Origin of the sequence: Plesiomonas sp. PI-19 (genome assembly GCF_021368255.1) — a bacterium.
Taxonomy (GTDB): domain Bacteria; phylum Pseudomonadota; class Gammaproteobacteria; order Enterobacterales; family CAMTGL01; genus Plesiomonas; species Plesiomonas shigelloides.
This window is the reverse complement of the sequence record NZ_JAJNMQ010000001.1, coordinates 3,087,387-3,102,826: the sequence shown is the minus strand read 5'-3', so window position 1 is coordinate 3,102,826 and position 15,440 is coordinate 3,087,387. Positions and strand designations below refer to the sequence as shown.

Sequence of the window (15,440 nt, the reverse complement as noted above, 5' to 3'; positions counted from 1 at the left end):
AAGCATCGTGACTAACCCCGCTTCGGCGGGGTTTTTTTATGCCCTGTCCTTATCTGCCCACGTATCCATTTTTATCCCCATGCCAACCCGCAATAACTACCATGGCATACAGCGCACGGTAATGCTTGGTTACACAGTACGGCCACGCAAAACGCGCTAACCATAGCCAAGCGTCGCCCTACGATCTATGGTTAGCAGCATCGCACCTTTTTTATTCGATTGACGTTATCCCTGTCCGGCTCTGGCTCCCGATGAGTCGGCCCGTCTCAGGCTGAGGATCTCTTCATGCACTTCTCGCAATTTGGCGAAAAATTCATGCGTCCTGCCGGCGTAACCCAGATGATGAGCGATCTGGAAGACGGTATCTACAGCGCCGATACCGTGATGTTAGGCGGAGGCAACCCCGCTTCCATCCCCGAAATAGAGGCGTATATTGCACAGCAACTGGCCACGCTGCAGCAGCAAGGTGAGCTGCGCGAGCTGGTGTGTAACTACAGCCCTCCGCCACGTGGGGAGGATTTTGCCACTACCTTGTGCCGGCTGTTTAACCAGCTGTATGACTGGGATCTCACCCCGGACAACATTGCCCTGACCAACGGCAGCCAGTGCGCCTTTTTTTACCTGTTTAACCTGTTTGCCGGCCATGATGCGCACGGTCGCCAGCGTAAAGTGTTATTTCCCCTCAACCCAGAGTACATTGGCTATACCGATGCTGGCTTAGAAGCCGGTCAGTTTATCTCGACCCATCCGCATATTCAGATGCAGGATGATGGCTTTTTCAAATATCACATCGATTTCGAGCGCCTGCCGCTGGATGACAATACCGGCCTGATTTGTGTCTCACGCCCAACCAATCCCACCGGCAACGTGATCACCGATAGCGAGCTCGAACGCCTGAGCGAGTTGGCGCAACAACACGATATTCCGCTGCTGATTGATAATGCCTACGGTCAACCGTTCCCTGACTTGCTGTACAGCAGCGCCTCGTTACCGTGGAACAGCCACACTATCTTGTGCATGAGCTTGTCCAAAATCGGTTTACCGGGCACCCGCTGCGGACTGGTGATCGCCGCGCCGGAGATTATCCGCGCCATTCGTAACCTCAATAGCATCATCAGTTTGTCCGTCAACGCCTTAGGCCCGTTGCTGCTGCAAGAGATGATCCAGCGTAACGATTTGCTCGACCTGTGCCAGAGCATCATCCGGCCGTATTACCAGAATAAAATCAATAAAGCGGTACACCTGCTGCGGCGCCATCTGTCGGCTTCGCTCTGTCAGGTGCATCGTCCGGAAGGGGCGTTTTTCCTCTGGCTGTGGTTCCCAAAACTCACCATCAGCACCGATGAGCTGTACCAGCATCTCAAGGCGCGCAAAGTGATTGTGGTGCCGGGCAGCTTCTTTGAGCTGGGTCTGGATGCGCCGTGGCCACATTTGCGCCAATGCATCCGGATCACCGTGATCCCCGATGCCGCTACCTTGGATCGTGGCCTGAAGATCCTCGCCGATGAAGTGATCCGCGCCAGCGCCTGATCCGTCACATATACCGCACGACACAACATCACAGCGCAGTCACCGATAAGGTGCTCACTGCGCCGTGGTGCTTTTTCTCTACCGCTCTTTTTTAGCACCGCCAACCAGCATGTCTCAGCACGTCAACGTGATTAAATTTGCCGCACTTTCCCTTGCCGATTGCGCCCTTATGCCGTTATGGTAAGAAAAAAACGCTGCGTTATTGCTCAATATGACGCAATGACACTCCATATCGGCACAGGAAGTGATTTTCCCTTATGAACTGGTCTTTGTTTGGTGACAAATTTACCCGGCAAGCTGGCATTACCCAGCTGATGGACGATCTGAATGACGGACTGCGCACGCCGGGCGCCATCATGCTCGGCGGTGGGAATCCGGCGCGCATCCCGCAGATGCAAGATTACTTTACCGAGCGCTGTCGTCATCTGCTCGACAGCGGTGAGCTCACCGATGCGCTGTGTAACTACGACGGCCCGCAAGGCAAAGACAGCTTCTTGCACGCATTAGCCGCTTGGCTGCAACAGCAGTTTGGCTGGCCACTGACCGCCGAACACATCGCCCTGACCAACGGCAGCCAGAGTGCCTTTTTTTATCTGTTCAACCTGCTGGCTGGCCCAAATGCTGCAGGTCAGCAAAAGCGGATTTTATTTCCGCTGGCCCCCGAATACTTAGGCTACACCGACGGCGGCCTGCAAGATTCGCAGTTTCTGGCCCATCGCCCCCTGATTGAAGAGCTGGACGACGGCTTTTTCAAATACCATATCGACTTTGATACCTTGCCACTGGGTGAGGATATCGGCCTGATTTGCGTGTCGCGCCCCACCAATCCCACCGGCAATGTGCTGACCGATCAGGAAATTACCCGCCTTGATGAGCTCGCGCGTGCCCATCGCATTCCGCTGCTCATCGACAACGCTTACGGTTTGCCGTTTCCCGGCATCATCTTCAATGACGCCAAACCACACTGGAATGACAACACCATCTTGTGCATGAGCCTGTCTAAACTGGGGCTCCCGGGTCTGCGCTGCGGCATTGTGATTGCCCACCCACGCATCATTCGCGCGATCGGCAACCTCAATGGCATTATCTCGCTGGCTCCCGGCAGTGTCGGACCTGCACTGGCGCTCGACATGCTGCGCCGTGGCGATCTGCTGCGCTTAAGTGAACAGGTGGTTCGTCCGTTCTATCAGCAACGCTTGAGCCAGACTCTCGCCATCTTGCGCCGTTATCTGCCCGCTAGCCGCTGTAAGATCCACCAGCCAGAAGGGGCGCTATTTTTATGGTTGTGGTTTGCAGGGCTACCTATCTCGACCCAAACCCTGTACGAACGCCTCAAAGCACGTGGTGTGCTGGTGGTTCCCGGCTGTCATTTCTTCACGGGGCTCGCGCAGCCGTGGCGGCATGCCGATGAGTGCATTCGCATGAACTATGTGCCAGAGCCAGAGTTGATTGAGCAAGGCGTGAAAATCTTAGCCGAAGAAATTGAGCGGGCGTGGCAGGAGGCGGACGCCGCACAGCCATTGAGCGAGTAAAGCGGCGCGCAAAAATATAGCGACTAACACCGATATAAAACAAACATACAGCAGACATAAAAAAACCCCGGTTAAACCGGGGTTTTTGTTTTCAAGCACCTGACATCAGAGGTCAGCGCGGCTTATTTTTTTACACACATTACGTGGTAAACGCCGTGCTCTTTCTCAGCACCTTCAGTTTCGTGTTCGAAACCTGGGAAGGTGTCATCCCACGCTTGCAGCGCTTTCAGGTAGCCAATTTGTGGGCTGTTGTCGTCGCCGAAGTTTTCGCCGGACATCAGCATTGGGATACCAGGTGGATAAGGAATTACAGAGTTCGCGGCAGTACGGCCAGCCAGCTCGTTCACAGATACCAGCTCAACATTGTCAGCCACCAATTGGCCATATGCTTTACGTGGCAGCATATCCATTTGTGGCAGAGTAGAGTAAGCCAGGTTCAGTTTCACGCTTGGGTTGTGAGTCTTCAGGAAGTCGATCATCTTGTCGCCCAGATCGTGCATACCCAGACCTGCGTACACTTCTGGTGCAGTGGCTACCAGACCTGGCAGAACTTCTTCCAGTGGAGTGTTGGCATCGTAGTGCTTTTTGAACGCCATCAGGCTGTTCATCAGAGTCACCCACTTACCTTTGGTTACGCCCATGGAGAACAGGAACATAACTTGGAAGTCAGTGGTACGGGTAGGAACGATACCTACGCTAGACAGATAAGCAGTTACCAGTGCAGCTGGAACGCCTTTCTCTTGCAGAGAACCGTCTTTGTTCAGACCCGGAGTCAGCAGGCTCACTTTAACTGGATCCAGCATTACCCAATCTTCATCCAGATCGGCAAAGCCGTGCCATTCGTCACCTGGGTTCAGTTTCCAGCAAGACTGTTCAGAGCTCAGCAGAGAAACTGGCGCTTCAGCGAAGTCATAAGACTCACCGCTTACTGGGTCGATAACAGTTTCTGGGTTCCAAGGCTTGAAGAACCAATCGTTGTTCTTCTCAGCATCGTGGAAAGAGCGCGCTACTGCTTGACGGAATTCAACCGCTTCAGTGATCACTTCAGTGGTCAGGTTGATACCTTGCTGACCATCCATCATCGCTGCCGCAACGTCGTTGGACGCAGCGATAGAGTACAGCGGAGAAGTGGTCGCGTGCATCATGTACGCTTGGCTGAATTGCTCTGGCTTGATGTTGCTACGGCCTTCACGCATGTGAATGTAAGAAGCCTGAGACAGCGCGTTCAGCAGTTTGTGCGTAGAGTGGGTAGCAAAGATAGTTGGTTGATCTTTACCGTGCGCTTCTTTATCACCACGCATTGCGTGGAAGCCCTTGTAGATAGGGTTGAAGCGAGAGTAACCGAACCAAGCTTCGTCGTAGTGAATACGATCAGTGCTTTGACCCAGCAGCTCTTGGATAGTGTCGCCGTTGTAGATCAGGCCGTCATAAGTACAGTTAGTTACCACACTGTAAGAAGGACGCTGATGTGGCGCTGCGCTCGCGAATTTGCTTTCTGCAATTTTCGCTTTGATAGCTTCAGGCTGCATCTGCTTCTTAGGGATTGGGCCGATGATGCCGTAAGCATTACGAGTTGGGGTCATGTAAACCGGTGCAACACCAGTCAGCATCAGACCTTGTTCGATAGATTTGTGGCTGTTACGGTCACAGATCGCGATATCGTCTTCAGAGCAGCACGCTTGGAAGATGGTACGGTTTGCACCGGAAGTACCAACGACCAGAGAGTAAGAACGGTCAGCACCGAATACGCGAGCGATATACTTCTCACTCTCACCGAAAGCACCGGTGTGGTCCAGCATTGAACCTAAAGAAGCACGTTCGATACCCATATCGGTACGGAAAATGTTTTCACCGTAGAAGTCGAAGAACTTACGACCGATAGGAGTCTTACAGAAACCGATACCACCTTGGTGGCCTGGCGCAGACCAGGAATACTCTTTCTCTTTCGCGTATTCCATCATGGCAGCCATCAGTGGCGGCATGATTGCTTTTTCATAGCGCGCAACGGCAGCTTGCAGACGGCCAACGATGAAATCAGTGGTGTCATCCAGGATCATGAAGGTTTCAGTCACCAGCTTCATCACTTCAGCAGTAACGGCTTTGTTGTCACCGTGAGAGCTTACCAGCAGGAATACTGGGGCTTTCTCGTGACGCAGACGCAGCTGCTTCAGGAAGTCGATGATTTCTGCAGACTCAGACGGAACCCACTCAGCCATTACGCAGTCAACTGCTGCAGTAGAGGTTACATAGGTGGTCGCGTTCTCGTAAGAGTGAGCAAACTGAACCTGTTCACCCTTGCTGGTCAGAGAGGTCACAATCTTTTCGATTGCTTCTTCCAGCGGAAGGTTAGTAACAGTGCTGTTTCCTACGATCAGATATTTCTTATCACACATAGATAAACCCATCATTCAAGGTGTACGCCGCACATACCAAGGTGTGCTCGGATAAATATCCGCAGACATTTATCGTCTGTACGTTATAAAACGGTGATTTGATAATGTATTCAGATTCTTCGAATAGATTCATTGAATAAAAGAACAATCTGAATACATAGTCAGATTGGCTGCGAACATTAAAGATAATCTGTCAGGTAAATAAGAAGACCAAAGATGGCTCTACGTTACCGTTACGTCGGAACCAATTAACAGATATCGCAGTCAATTAAAAAGATGGAACACAAACTCATCAAGCACAGTGATGGTAAATCCATTTTTTATTTTTTGCTATTAACTAATATGTCAAAACATTACAAAACAGCCTAGAGTGAATATAAACATACAAATACAAAATAACTATTCACTAATTTTTAGTCTGGCTGTATGATTACGCATAAATTTTAATTTAACGCTATAAATAGCGGTAAATAGTCGAGCTAAATACTCAGGAATAGATTGCAAAGCAAGAAAATTACCTAAATAATGCCGTGACTCAAGTCACAAAAAACCATGAAAAACGCTCATGGAAATAACTAGCAACACTTAACAACATTTCGTTTCCGCACCATACAAAATGATACCGCGAGCAATCTCTCGTTACCGCTCAACACATTTAAAATCCCATCCACATACATAAAACACAGTTGATCATAATTGTGCATACATAGAAATCGTTATTTCCACCATTAATAATCGCAAAAACAAGCAGATAGCCAAAACCACCTATTATTAAGCATAAATAATTCGTTACGTATTCTGGTGTTTTTTGTCGGAACTGAATTTGACCTAGATAGCTATCTACAATACTGTTTAAGCCGAAAAAGCAGCGTGCTGCTTAATTCCAATAAGTTTCATTCTTCATTTTCTTTTCGCCAGTTATGTAAGTTATTTCTCATATACTTCGGTATATGTGTTTTATGTCATTGGCTGACGATAGATATACAGAAACACACCGGAAATAAAACAATATTTGTCCGTGTATTTTATGCATGAATAAATACATTTTTATTTCTGGTTAAGCAAAAAGCATCAACATTATCGATTTCTAATATTAAAAGAATAATCCCTTTCGGAGATACAATTCATGGCTACAGAATCGAAAAAAATGGGGGTTGTCGGCCTGACCGTACTGGTTGCCGTTAATATGATGGGCTCCGGCATTATCATGTTACCGGCCAGTCTGGCACAGACCGGCGCCATCTCCATGCTCTCTTGGCTGGTTACCGCTGTCGGTGCCATGTGTATTGCTTACACCTTCGCAAAATGTGGTGCCTTCTGTAAGCGTGACGGCGGTATGTCTGCTTACTCTGAAGAAGCACACGGCAAATCTTCTTTCTTCATCGCCTCTTATACTTACTACGTGTGTCTGGTGATCAGCTGCGTAGCTATCGCGGTATCCGCAGCCGGTTACATGGCACCGTTCTTCCCGTGGATTAAAGCGACCCCAATCAACACCTTCATCACCGTTGTTGCCATCCTGATTGTGACCATGGTAGCGAACTTCAAGGGTCCTAAAATCACCGGTCAGATCTCTGGCTTCACCGTGTGGGGTATCATCCTGCCAGTAGCCGGTCTGTCTATCATCGGTTGGTTCTGGTTCGATCCAAAAATCTTTGCTGAAGCATGGAACCCGCACAACATGGGTACCGGTAGCGCTATCTCTTCTGGTATCGCACTGACCCTGTGGGCATTCCTGGGTATTGAATCTGCTGGTGCTAACTCTGGTGCGGTAGAAAACCCAGAGCGTAACGTACCACTGGCTTGCCTGTTCGGTACTGGCTTCGCAGCTATCGTGTACATCGCGTCTACCTCTGTAATCCAAGGTATCGTACCTAACGCGCAACTGGCTAACTCTGATGCGCCATTCGGTCTGGTGTTCTCCATGATGTTCACCCCACTGGTTGGTCAAATCGTTACTGCTCTGGCGGTTATCGCCTGTATCGGCTCCCTGCTGGGCTGGCAGTTCACCAACGCGCAGGTATCTAAAGCCGCTGCAGACATCCGTCTGTTCCCAGCAATCTTCGGTAAAGTGACTCGTGACGACGCACCAATCGCCGGTATGCTGATCATGCTGGTTCTGGAGCTGCTGCTGGCCTGTATGACCATCTCTCCAAACCTGCTCAAGCAGTTCAACGCCCTGCTGAACCTGGCCGTATTCATCAACATGGTGCCTTACGTACTGTCGATGACCGGTCTGCAAGTGATGCTGCGTAAGAACAAAGTCACCGAAAGCCAGTACAAAGCCGCCTCCATCGTGGGTACTCTGGCCGTGGCTTACAGCATCTACGGCGTGTATGCCTGTGGCGCTGATGCCGTGTTCGGTGGCTCTATCATCACGCTGATTGGTTATATCTTCTACGGCTTCCTGGCCGGTCGTGATACCAAACTGGCGATGGAAAACAGCAAATAAGTTTGCTGCTCGATTCAACGAAAAAGCCACACCCAAGGGTGTGGCTTTTTTATGTCTGCAATCTCTTATCTACCGCACGCGATCTCGACAGTCCCCATCGCACCGTTTCCCGTGTAGGTTTTAGCACTAGCAAGCCAAGCGCTAGCGATAATGACAGCGGAGCCTTCCCCCACGCCTCTCGCCAACACCACCCGCGCTTGCTACCACAGGTGTCAGCCTCGCCAGCCGATAAATCCGCCCCCTAAACTATGCTGCCAGAGACTCACACCGCTAGCCTCGGTTATTGAGTGCTCACTCTCGACGAATAACCCATCCCCTAATAACCCAATAACCCAATAACCCAATAACCCAATAACCGTACAACAGTGCATAACCTTGCCACCGAACTCTACCCGTATCATTCGCATAAAAAAGAATAATTATGCAAACAGTGCATAAACCATAGAATGCAGGTGTACGCGCGTTGAGAGGCATAATCTAGATCTCGATATCGTCATCCCCGGCACAACGCCTCACGGTGGTAAACGACAGACAAAAAAAAGCGACCCGTAGGTCGCTTTTTTCACGCAGAAATGAGACTTAACGTCTGCCGGCCTTGCTGGTCAGCTCGATAACCCGAAGTTTTGCCAGGGCTTTCGCCAGTTCCGCTGAGGCCTGAGCATAATCGATATCCCCGTGCGAACTTTTGATCTGCTCTTCGGCACGGCGTTTTGCTTCCTGTGCCCGCGCCAGATCCAAGTCCTGCCCACGGATAGCGGTATCCGCCAGTACGGTTACGGAAGTCGGCTGCACCTCGAGGATGCCGCCGGAAAGGTAAATCACCTCTTCCTTACCGTGCTGTTTGACGATCCGCACCATGCCCGGCTTAATGGCAGTCAGCAGTGGGGTGTGACCGGATAAAATACCCAGCTCACCTTCACTACCGGTCACCTGAATGGTTTCTACCAGACCGGAAAAAATACGTTTTTCCGCACTGACCACATCCAGATGAAAAGTTATTGCAGCCATATTGCCCTCCTCAACGAAGCATTAGTACTTCTTGGCTTTCTCAACCGCTTCGTCGATGCCACCGACCATGTAGAAGGCCTGTTCTGGCAGGTGGTCGAAATCACCTTCCAAAATGCCTTTAAAGCCACGGATGGTTTCCTTCAGCGGCACGTATTTGCCCGGTGAACCGGTAAATACTTCGGCCACGAAGAATGGCTGGGACAAGAAACGCTCGATCTTACGCGCACGAGCTACAATCAGCTTATCCTGCTCGGACAGTTCGTCCATACCCAGGATGGCGATGATGTCTTTCAGCTCTTTATAACGCTGCAGCACAGACTGCACTTCACGGGCCACATCATAGTGCTCTTGACCTACCACCAGCGGATCCAGCTGACGAGAGGTCGAGTCCAGCGGGTCAACCGCAGGATAGATACCCAGTGACGCAATCTGACGGCTCAGTACCACGGTCGCATCCAAGTGGGCGAAGGTGGTTGCTGGTGACGGGTCAGTCAAGTCATCCGCAGGTACGTATACCGCCTGTACCGAGGTAATAGAACCGGTACGGGTAGAGGTAATACGCTCTTGCAGTACACCCATCTCTTCCGCCAGCGTTGGCTGATAACCTACCGCAGAAGGCATACGGCCCAGCAGTGCCGATACTTCGGTCCCCGCCAGGGTATAACGGTAGATGTTATCGATGAACAGCAGTACGTCACGACCTTCATCACGGAATTTCTCCGCAATGGTCAGGCCGGTCAGTGCTACGCGCAGACGGTTACCTGGCGGCTCGTTCATCTGACCGTACACCAGGGATACTTTGTCCAGTACGTTGGAGTCTGTCATTTCGTGGTAGAAGTCGTTACCTTCACGGGTACGCTCACCCACGCCCGCAAACACGGAATAACCGGAGTGCTCGATCGCGATGTTACGGATCAGCTCCATCATGTTTACGGTTTTACCTACACCGGCACCACCGAACAGACCGACTTTACCGCCTTTCGCAAACGGGCATACCAGGTCGATAACCTTGATACCGGTTTCCAGCAGTTCAGTGCTGTTAGCCTGATCTTCGTAGCTTGGTGCTTCACGGTGGATCACCCAGCGATCTTGTTCACCGATTGGACCTTTCTGGTCAATCGGGTTACCCAACACATCCATGATCCGGCCCAGTGTTTCCACACCCACCGGTACAGTGATAGGAGCACCAGTATTGTGCGCTTTCAGACCGCGTTTGAGGCCATCAGAGGCACCCATCGCGATACAGCGAACAACACCACCACCCAGCTGCTGCTGCACTTCCAGTACCAGCTCAGCACCCTCAACTGTCAGTGCATCGTACACCTGAGGTACAGCGTCCTGCGGGAACTCTACGTCCACCACGGCGCCGATGATCTGGACGACGTTTCCAGTAGCCATCTTGAATCCTCTAAAGTAATTCGTTTGCCCTTAAACCGCTGCTGCGCCAGATACAATCTCGCTCAGCTCCTGAGTAATGCTGGCCTGACGGGCTTTGTTGTACACCAGTTTCAGGTCATTAATCAGGTTGCCGGCGTTATCGGTCGCCGCCTTCATTGCCACCATCCGGGCCGCTTGCTCACAGGCGAGGTTCTCAACCACACCTTGATAAACCTGCGATTCGATAAAACGCGACAGCAGGGTATCTAACAGCGGTTTTGGATCAGGCTCATACAGATAATCCCACTTATGGCTTGGGATATCGTTTTCATCCGGTTTAGGTAAGGGCAGAAGCTGATCGATCGTCGGTACCTGAGACATGGTGTTCACAAACTTGTTGTACACCACGTGCAACTGATCCAAGCGACCTTCGTCATAAGCCTGCAGCATCACCTTCACCGGCCCGATCAAATCGGACAGACTCGGGGTATCGCCCAGACCATTAGTCTGCGCTACCACTTTGGCTCCCGCGGAACTGAAGAATCCCGTGGCTTTTGAACCAATCAGCGCGACCTCAACTGCGACGCCTTTATCACTCCAACCTTTCATGTCGTTCAGGGTTTTCTTGAACAAGTTAATGTTCAAGCCCCCGCACAGACCACGATCAGTGGAGATAATCAAGTAGCCGACACGCTTGATATCTCGTTGTTCCAGGTACGGATGCTTGTACTCCAGATTACCAAGCGCGATATGACCGATCACCTTACGCATAGTTTCGGCATACGGACGACTGGCAGCCATGCGCTCCTGCGTTTTACGCATCTTGGAGGCGGCCACCATTTCCATAGCCTTGGTGATCTTCTGTGTGCTTTGCACACTAGCGATCTTTGTTCGTATCTCTTTTGCGCTGGCCATCTCTGCCTCTCCGTCATGACGGGGCAGCGACTTACGCCGCTGCCCGACAGGTTACCAGGTCTGGGTTGCCTTGAAGGTATCCAGAATAGACTTAAAGCCATTCTCGATCTCTTCGTTGTAACCACCCGTTTGGTTAATCTGTGCCATCAGCTCAGCGTAGTCACGCTGGGCGAAGGAAAGCAGAGCAGCTTCAAAGTCGCCAATCTTGTTCAGTGTGATGTCGTCCAGATAGCCACGCTCTGCCGCGAACAGCACCAGCGCCTGAGCCGCAACGGACATCGGGGCATACTGTTTCTGCTTCAGCAGTTCAGTCACTTTCTGACCGTGCGCCAGCTGCTTACGGGTCGCATCATCCAGATCGGAAGCAAACTGAGCGAACGCCGCCAGTTCACGGTACTGTGCCAGTGCGGTACGGATACCACCGGACAGTTTCTTGATGATCTTGGTCTGCGCCGCGCCACCCACACGGGATACGGAGATCCCAGGGTTAACCGCAGGGCGGATACCGGCGTTGAACAGGTTAGATTCCAAGAAGATCTGACCGTCAGTAATCGAAATCACGTTGGTTGGCACGAACGCCGAAACGTCGCCCGCCTGAGTTTCGATAATTGGCAGCGCAGTCAGAGAACCGGTCTGGCCTTTTACTGCACCGTTGGTGTAGCGCTCTACGTAATCCGCATTAACACGGGCCGCACGCTCCAGCAGACGGGAGTGCAGATAGAACACGTCACCTGGGTACGCTTCACGACCAGGCGGACGGCGCAGCAGCAGGGAAATCTGACGATAAGCAACAGCTTGCTTAGACAGGTCATCGTATACGATCAGCGCATCTTCACCGCGGTCACGGAAGTATTCACCCATGGCACAACCGGAGTACGGCGCCAGGTATTGCAGAGCCGCAGACTCAGACGCTGACGCCACCACAACAATGGTGTTAGCCAGTGCGCCGTGCTCATCCAGCTTACGTACCACGTTAGCAATGGTGGACGCTTTCTGGCCGATGGCCACGTACACACACTTAATGCCGGAGTCGCGCTGGTTGATGATGGCATCGATCGCCAGCGCGGTTTTACCGGTCTGACGGTCACCGATGATCAGCTCACGCTGACCACGACCGATTGGGATCATGGCATCGACAGACTTATAACCGGTCTGTACTGGCTGGTCGACCGATTGACGATCGATAACGCCCGGTGCAATCACTTCAACCGGCGAGAAGCCATCGTTGTCGATTGCGCCTTTACCGTCGATAGGTTCACCCAGGGTGTTAACCACACGGCCCAACAGACCACGACCTACCGGCACTTCCAGAATACGGCCGGTACAAGTGACTTTCATGCCCTCAGCCAGATCGGCATACGGACCCATCACTACCGCACCTACAGAGTCGCGCTCCAGGTTCAGTGCGATGGCATAACGGTTACCCGGCAGTGCGATCATCTCACCCTGCATTACATCGGCCAGGCCGTGAATGCGGATGATCCCGTCACTTACCGAAACAATAGTACCTTCGTTGCGAGCCTCGCTCACAACATTGAACTGAGCAATGCGCTGCTTGATCAGTTCGCTGATTTCGGTGGAATTCAGTTGCATGCTCCAGTCCCCTTAAGACTGCAACGATTCTGTGAGACGAGCTAAGCGGCCTCGGATCGAACCATCGATCACCAGGTCACCGGCGCGAATGATCACGCCGCCCATCACAGAATTCTCTAGGTTGCAATTCAGCTTAACTTTACGCGCCAAACGCTTTTCCATGGCTGCGATAATTTTATTCTGTTGTTCTTCCGTCAGTGGGGTGGCGGAGGTGACATCCACTTCCACTGTGGCTTCATACGCCGTGCGCAACTCAACAAATTGCATCAGAACATCAGATAACGCGGCCAGGCGGTGGTTTTCAGCCATCACCCGGATCAGGTTCTGGCCATGCGAATCGAGCTGTTCGCCACATACGGCAATAAACAAATCCGCCAACGCTTCCGGTGCTAACGCACCATCAAGCAATCCGGCAATCTGCTCATTGCGGGCAACTTGCGCAGCAAAGTCCAACATAGACTGCCACGCCTCAATCGCATTGTGTTCAACCGCAAAGTCAAATGCTGCTTTAGCGTAGGGACGGGCAACAGTAGTCATTGTTGACATAAGCCCTACCCTCCTTACAGTTCAGCAACCAATTTATCGACGATGTCGCTGTTAGCAGCTTCATCCACAGAACGCTCCAGGATTTTCTCCGCACCGGCAATGGCCAGTGCAGCCACCTGCTTACGCAGTTCCTCACGAGCACGCTTACGCTCAGCATCAATTTCTGCCTGACCTTGCGCAATGATCTTCTGACGCTCAGCATCAGCTTCAGTGCGCGCTTCATCCAGAATCAGCGCTTTACGCTTGTTCGCCTGTTCAATAATGGCCGCAGCCTGAACTTTGGCGTCTTTCAGCTGTTCCGCCATTTTGGCCTGAACCAGCTCCAAATCTTTGGCTGCACGATCTGACGCAGCCAGACCATCAGCAATCTTTTTCTGACGTTCTTCAATGGCAGCGATCAATGGTGGCCAAACGAGTTTCATGCAGAACCAGACAAATAACATGAACGAAATTGCCTGACCCAGCAGAGTTGCGTTGATATTCACAACGGCATCTCCCTAACAGTTAAGTGGCCGCGGAAAATTAACCCTGCAACAGACCCACAAACGGGTTAGCGAATACGAAGAACAGCGCGATACCTACGGCAATCATGGAAATCGCATCCAGCAGACCTGCGACGATAAACATTTTAACTTGCAGAGCAGGGGCCATTTCAGGTTGACGAGCAGAAGCTTCCAGGAATTTGCCACCCAAAATCGCAAAGCCGATAGCAGTACCCAGTGCGGCCAGACCGATCATGATAGCAACACCGATGATAGTAATGCTAATTACAGTTTCCATGGTTATCTCCAATTTATGTTTATAAACAGCCAGTTATTAAGGTTATGGGGGTCACAATTAATGATCTGAATCCGTATGCGCCATACTCAGGTACACCACGGTCAGCATCATGAAAATGAATGCCTGCAGGGTGATAACCAGAATGTGGAAGATGGCCCAACCGAGTTGCAAGAACGTAGCGATAAAGCCCGAACCCAAACCGGCGGTGTACATCACAGCAATCAGGATAAAAATTAACTCGCCGGCATACATGTTACCGAACAGACGCAAAGACAATGAGATTGGCTTAGCCAGTAAGGTCACGAGTTCCAGAACGAAGTTAAAGGGGATCATGAGCGGGTGGTTAAAAGGATGCAGCGTCAGCTCTTTGATAAAGCCCTTCGGTCCTTTTACTTTCACGCTATAGAAGATGATTAAGCAGAACACACCCAGTGACAACGCAAAGGTTGTATTCAGGTCAGTGGTAGGAACCACACGCAGATAAGGAATGCCCATCAGGCTGGCCGCTTGCGGCAGGAAATCGACCGGGATCAAGTCCATGGCGTTCATCAGGAACACCCAGACAAAAATGGTCAGCGCAAGTGGCGCGATAGTGTTGTTACGACTTTGGAAGGTATCACGTACCGTTTGGTCTACGAATTCGACCAGCATTTCGACGGCACACTGCAGTTTCCCCGGGACTCCGGAGGTGGCTTTCACCGCAACACGATAAAATAACCACAAAAACAGACAGCCAATGACGGCACCAAAAAAGAGCGTATCCAGATGGAATGTCCAAAACCCCTGCCCCACCGACAGGTTTGTCAGGTGGTGCTGGATATATCCGGACGGCGTGAGAGCTTCACCCGATGCAGACATGATGCTTCCTACTCGTTGTTGTTAAAAATTACCGGTGCCAACAGGTTCACTGCCAACACAGCCAAATAGGTCAAGCACAAAGGAAGGAGTAACACATCCATGTACCTGTAAACCAATGCAAAAAGCGCAACTGTTACAAAAATTTTGGTGAGTTCTCCCACCATAAACGAACGCATGACTTGCTCAGAGTGCAGTGCGCCGCCGTAGCGAAACGCGAACCAAGCAAACAGAGCATTGGGGATCAGAACCACCACGCCACACGCTAATGCGGACCAACCCCATTGTAGGCGGTACACACTAAACAACAGACTACACAACAGCACCACACTGGCTTGGATCCACCAGATCCGGCGCGCAAAACGGCGTCCGGCAAGGGTTAATACAGACATCTCGCCCTTCTGATTGATAAGTGCCAGCCAACAGGTACTCCGCGGCTGTCTTTAATTCTTCCCTGCA

13 protein-coding genes are annotated in these 15,440 nt (G+C 51.4%); 3 read left to right on the top strand and 10 right to left on the bottom strand.

Annotated elements, in window-relative coordinates; translation table 11 throughout:
* The first annotated feature begins 285 nt into the window (after positions 1-285).
* Positions 286-1,530, top strand: a complete 1,245-nt coding sequence (locus LQ901_RS13760) for a valine--pyruvate transaminase (RefSeq protein ID WP_233672332.1) — start codon at positions 286-288, stop codon at positions 1,528-1,530.
* 257 nt (positions 1,531-1,787) lie between these two features.
* A complete protein-coding gene (locus tag LQ901_RS13755) occupies positions 1,788-3,062 on the top strand; it encodes a valine--pyruvate transaminase (RefSeq protein WP_010863021.1) in 1,275 nt (424 codons plus the stop codon).
* Positions 3,063-3,184: 122 nt separating this feature from the next.
* On the opposite strand, the gene adiA is transcribed toward LQ901_RS13755, so the two are convergent.
* Positions 3,185-5,455 carry an arginine decarboxylase gene (gene adiA, locus LQ901_RS13750; protein ID WP_039046355.1) on the bottom strand — a complete coding sequence of 757 codons (2,271 nt, stop codon included), beginning with the start codon at positions 5,453-5,455 and terminating at the stop codon, positions 3,185-3,187.
* 1,126 nt (positions 5,456-6,581) lie between these two features.
* On the opposite strand from adiA, the gene potE reads away from it, so the two are divergent.
* Positions 6,582-7,907 carry a putrescine-ornithine antiporter gene (gene potE / locus LQ901_RS13745; RefSeq protein WP_010863019.1) on the top strand — a complete coding sequence of 442 codons (1,326 nt, stop codon included), beginning with the start codon at positions 6,582-6,584 and terminating at the stop codon, positions 7,905-7,907.
* Positions 7,908-8,486: 579 nt separating this feature from the next.
* On the opposite strand, the gene LQ901_RS13740 is transcribed toward potE, so the two are convergent.
* From LQ901_RS13740 to LQ901_RS13700, 9 genes are read right to left on the bottom strand one after another with little or no spacing between them, the layout of a single operon-like run.
* Positions 8,487-8,915 carry a F0F1 ATP synthase subunit epsilon gene (locus LQ901_RS13740; RefSeq protein ID WP_010863018.1) on the bottom strand — a complete coding sequence of 143 codons (429 nt, stop codon included), beginning with the start codon at positions 8,913-8,915 and terminating at the stop codon, positions 8,487-8,489.
* A gap of 21 nt (positions 8,916-8,936) precedes the next feature.
* Positions 8,937-10,313: a F0F1 ATP synthase subunit beta gene (gene atpD / locus LQ901_RS13735; protein WP_010863017.1), complete on the bottom strand. Its 1,377-nt coding sequence runs from the start codon at positions 10,311-10,313 to the stop codon at positions 8,937-8,939.
* Positions 10,314-10,343: 30 nt separating this feature from the next.
* A complete protein-coding gene (gene atpG, locus LQ901_RS13730; protein WP_010863016.1) occupies positions 10,344-11,207 on the bottom strand; it encodes a F0F1 ATP synthase subunit gamma in 864 nt (287 codons plus the stop codon).
* 51 nt (positions 11,208-11,258) lie between these two features.
* A complete protein-coding gene (atpA, locus tag LQ901_RS13725; protein ID WP_152129191.1) occupies positions 11,259-12,800 on the bottom strand; it encodes a F0F1 ATP synthase subunit alpha in 1,542 nt (513 codons plus the stop codon).
* Between the two features lie 12 nt (positions 12,801-12,812).
* Positions 12,813-13,346, bottom strand: coding sequence for a F0F1 ATP synthase subunit delta (gene atpH, locus LQ901_RS13720; protein WP_010863014.1), 534 nt, complete (start codon positions 13,344-13,346; stop codon positions 12,813-12,815).
* 14 nt (positions 13,347-13,360) lie between these two features.
* Positions 13,361-13,831: a F0F1 ATP synthase subunit B gene (gene atpF / locus LQ901_RS13715; RefSeq protein ID WP_010863013.1), complete on the bottom strand. Its 471-nt coding sequence runs from the start codon at positions 13,829-13,831 to the stop codon at positions 13,361-13,363.
* A gap of 37 nt (positions 13,832-13,868) precedes the next feature.
* Positions 13,869-14,126 carry a F0F1 ATP synthase subunit C gene (gene atpE / locus LQ901_RS13710; RefSeq protein WP_010863012.1) on the bottom strand — a complete coding sequence of 86 codons (258 nt, stop codon included), beginning with the start codon at positions 14,124-14,126 and terminating at the stop codon, positions 13,869-13,871.
* Between the two features lie 57 nt (positions 14,127-14,183).
* On the bottom strand, positions 14,184-14,984 hold the full coding sequence (atpB, locus tag LQ901_RS13705; protein ID WP_010863011.1) for a F0F1 ATP synthase subunit A: 801 nt from the start codon (positions 14,982-14,984) through the stop codon (positions 14,184-14,186).
* Positions 14,985-14,992: 8 nt separating this feature from the next.
* On the bottom strand, positions 14,993-15,373 hold the full coding sequence (locus tag LQ901_RS13700; RefSeq protein WP_010863010.1) for an ATP synthase subunit I: 381 nt from the start codon (positions 15,371-15,373) through the stop codon (positions 14,993-14,995).
* Positions 15,374-15,440 lie beyond the last annotated feature (67 nt).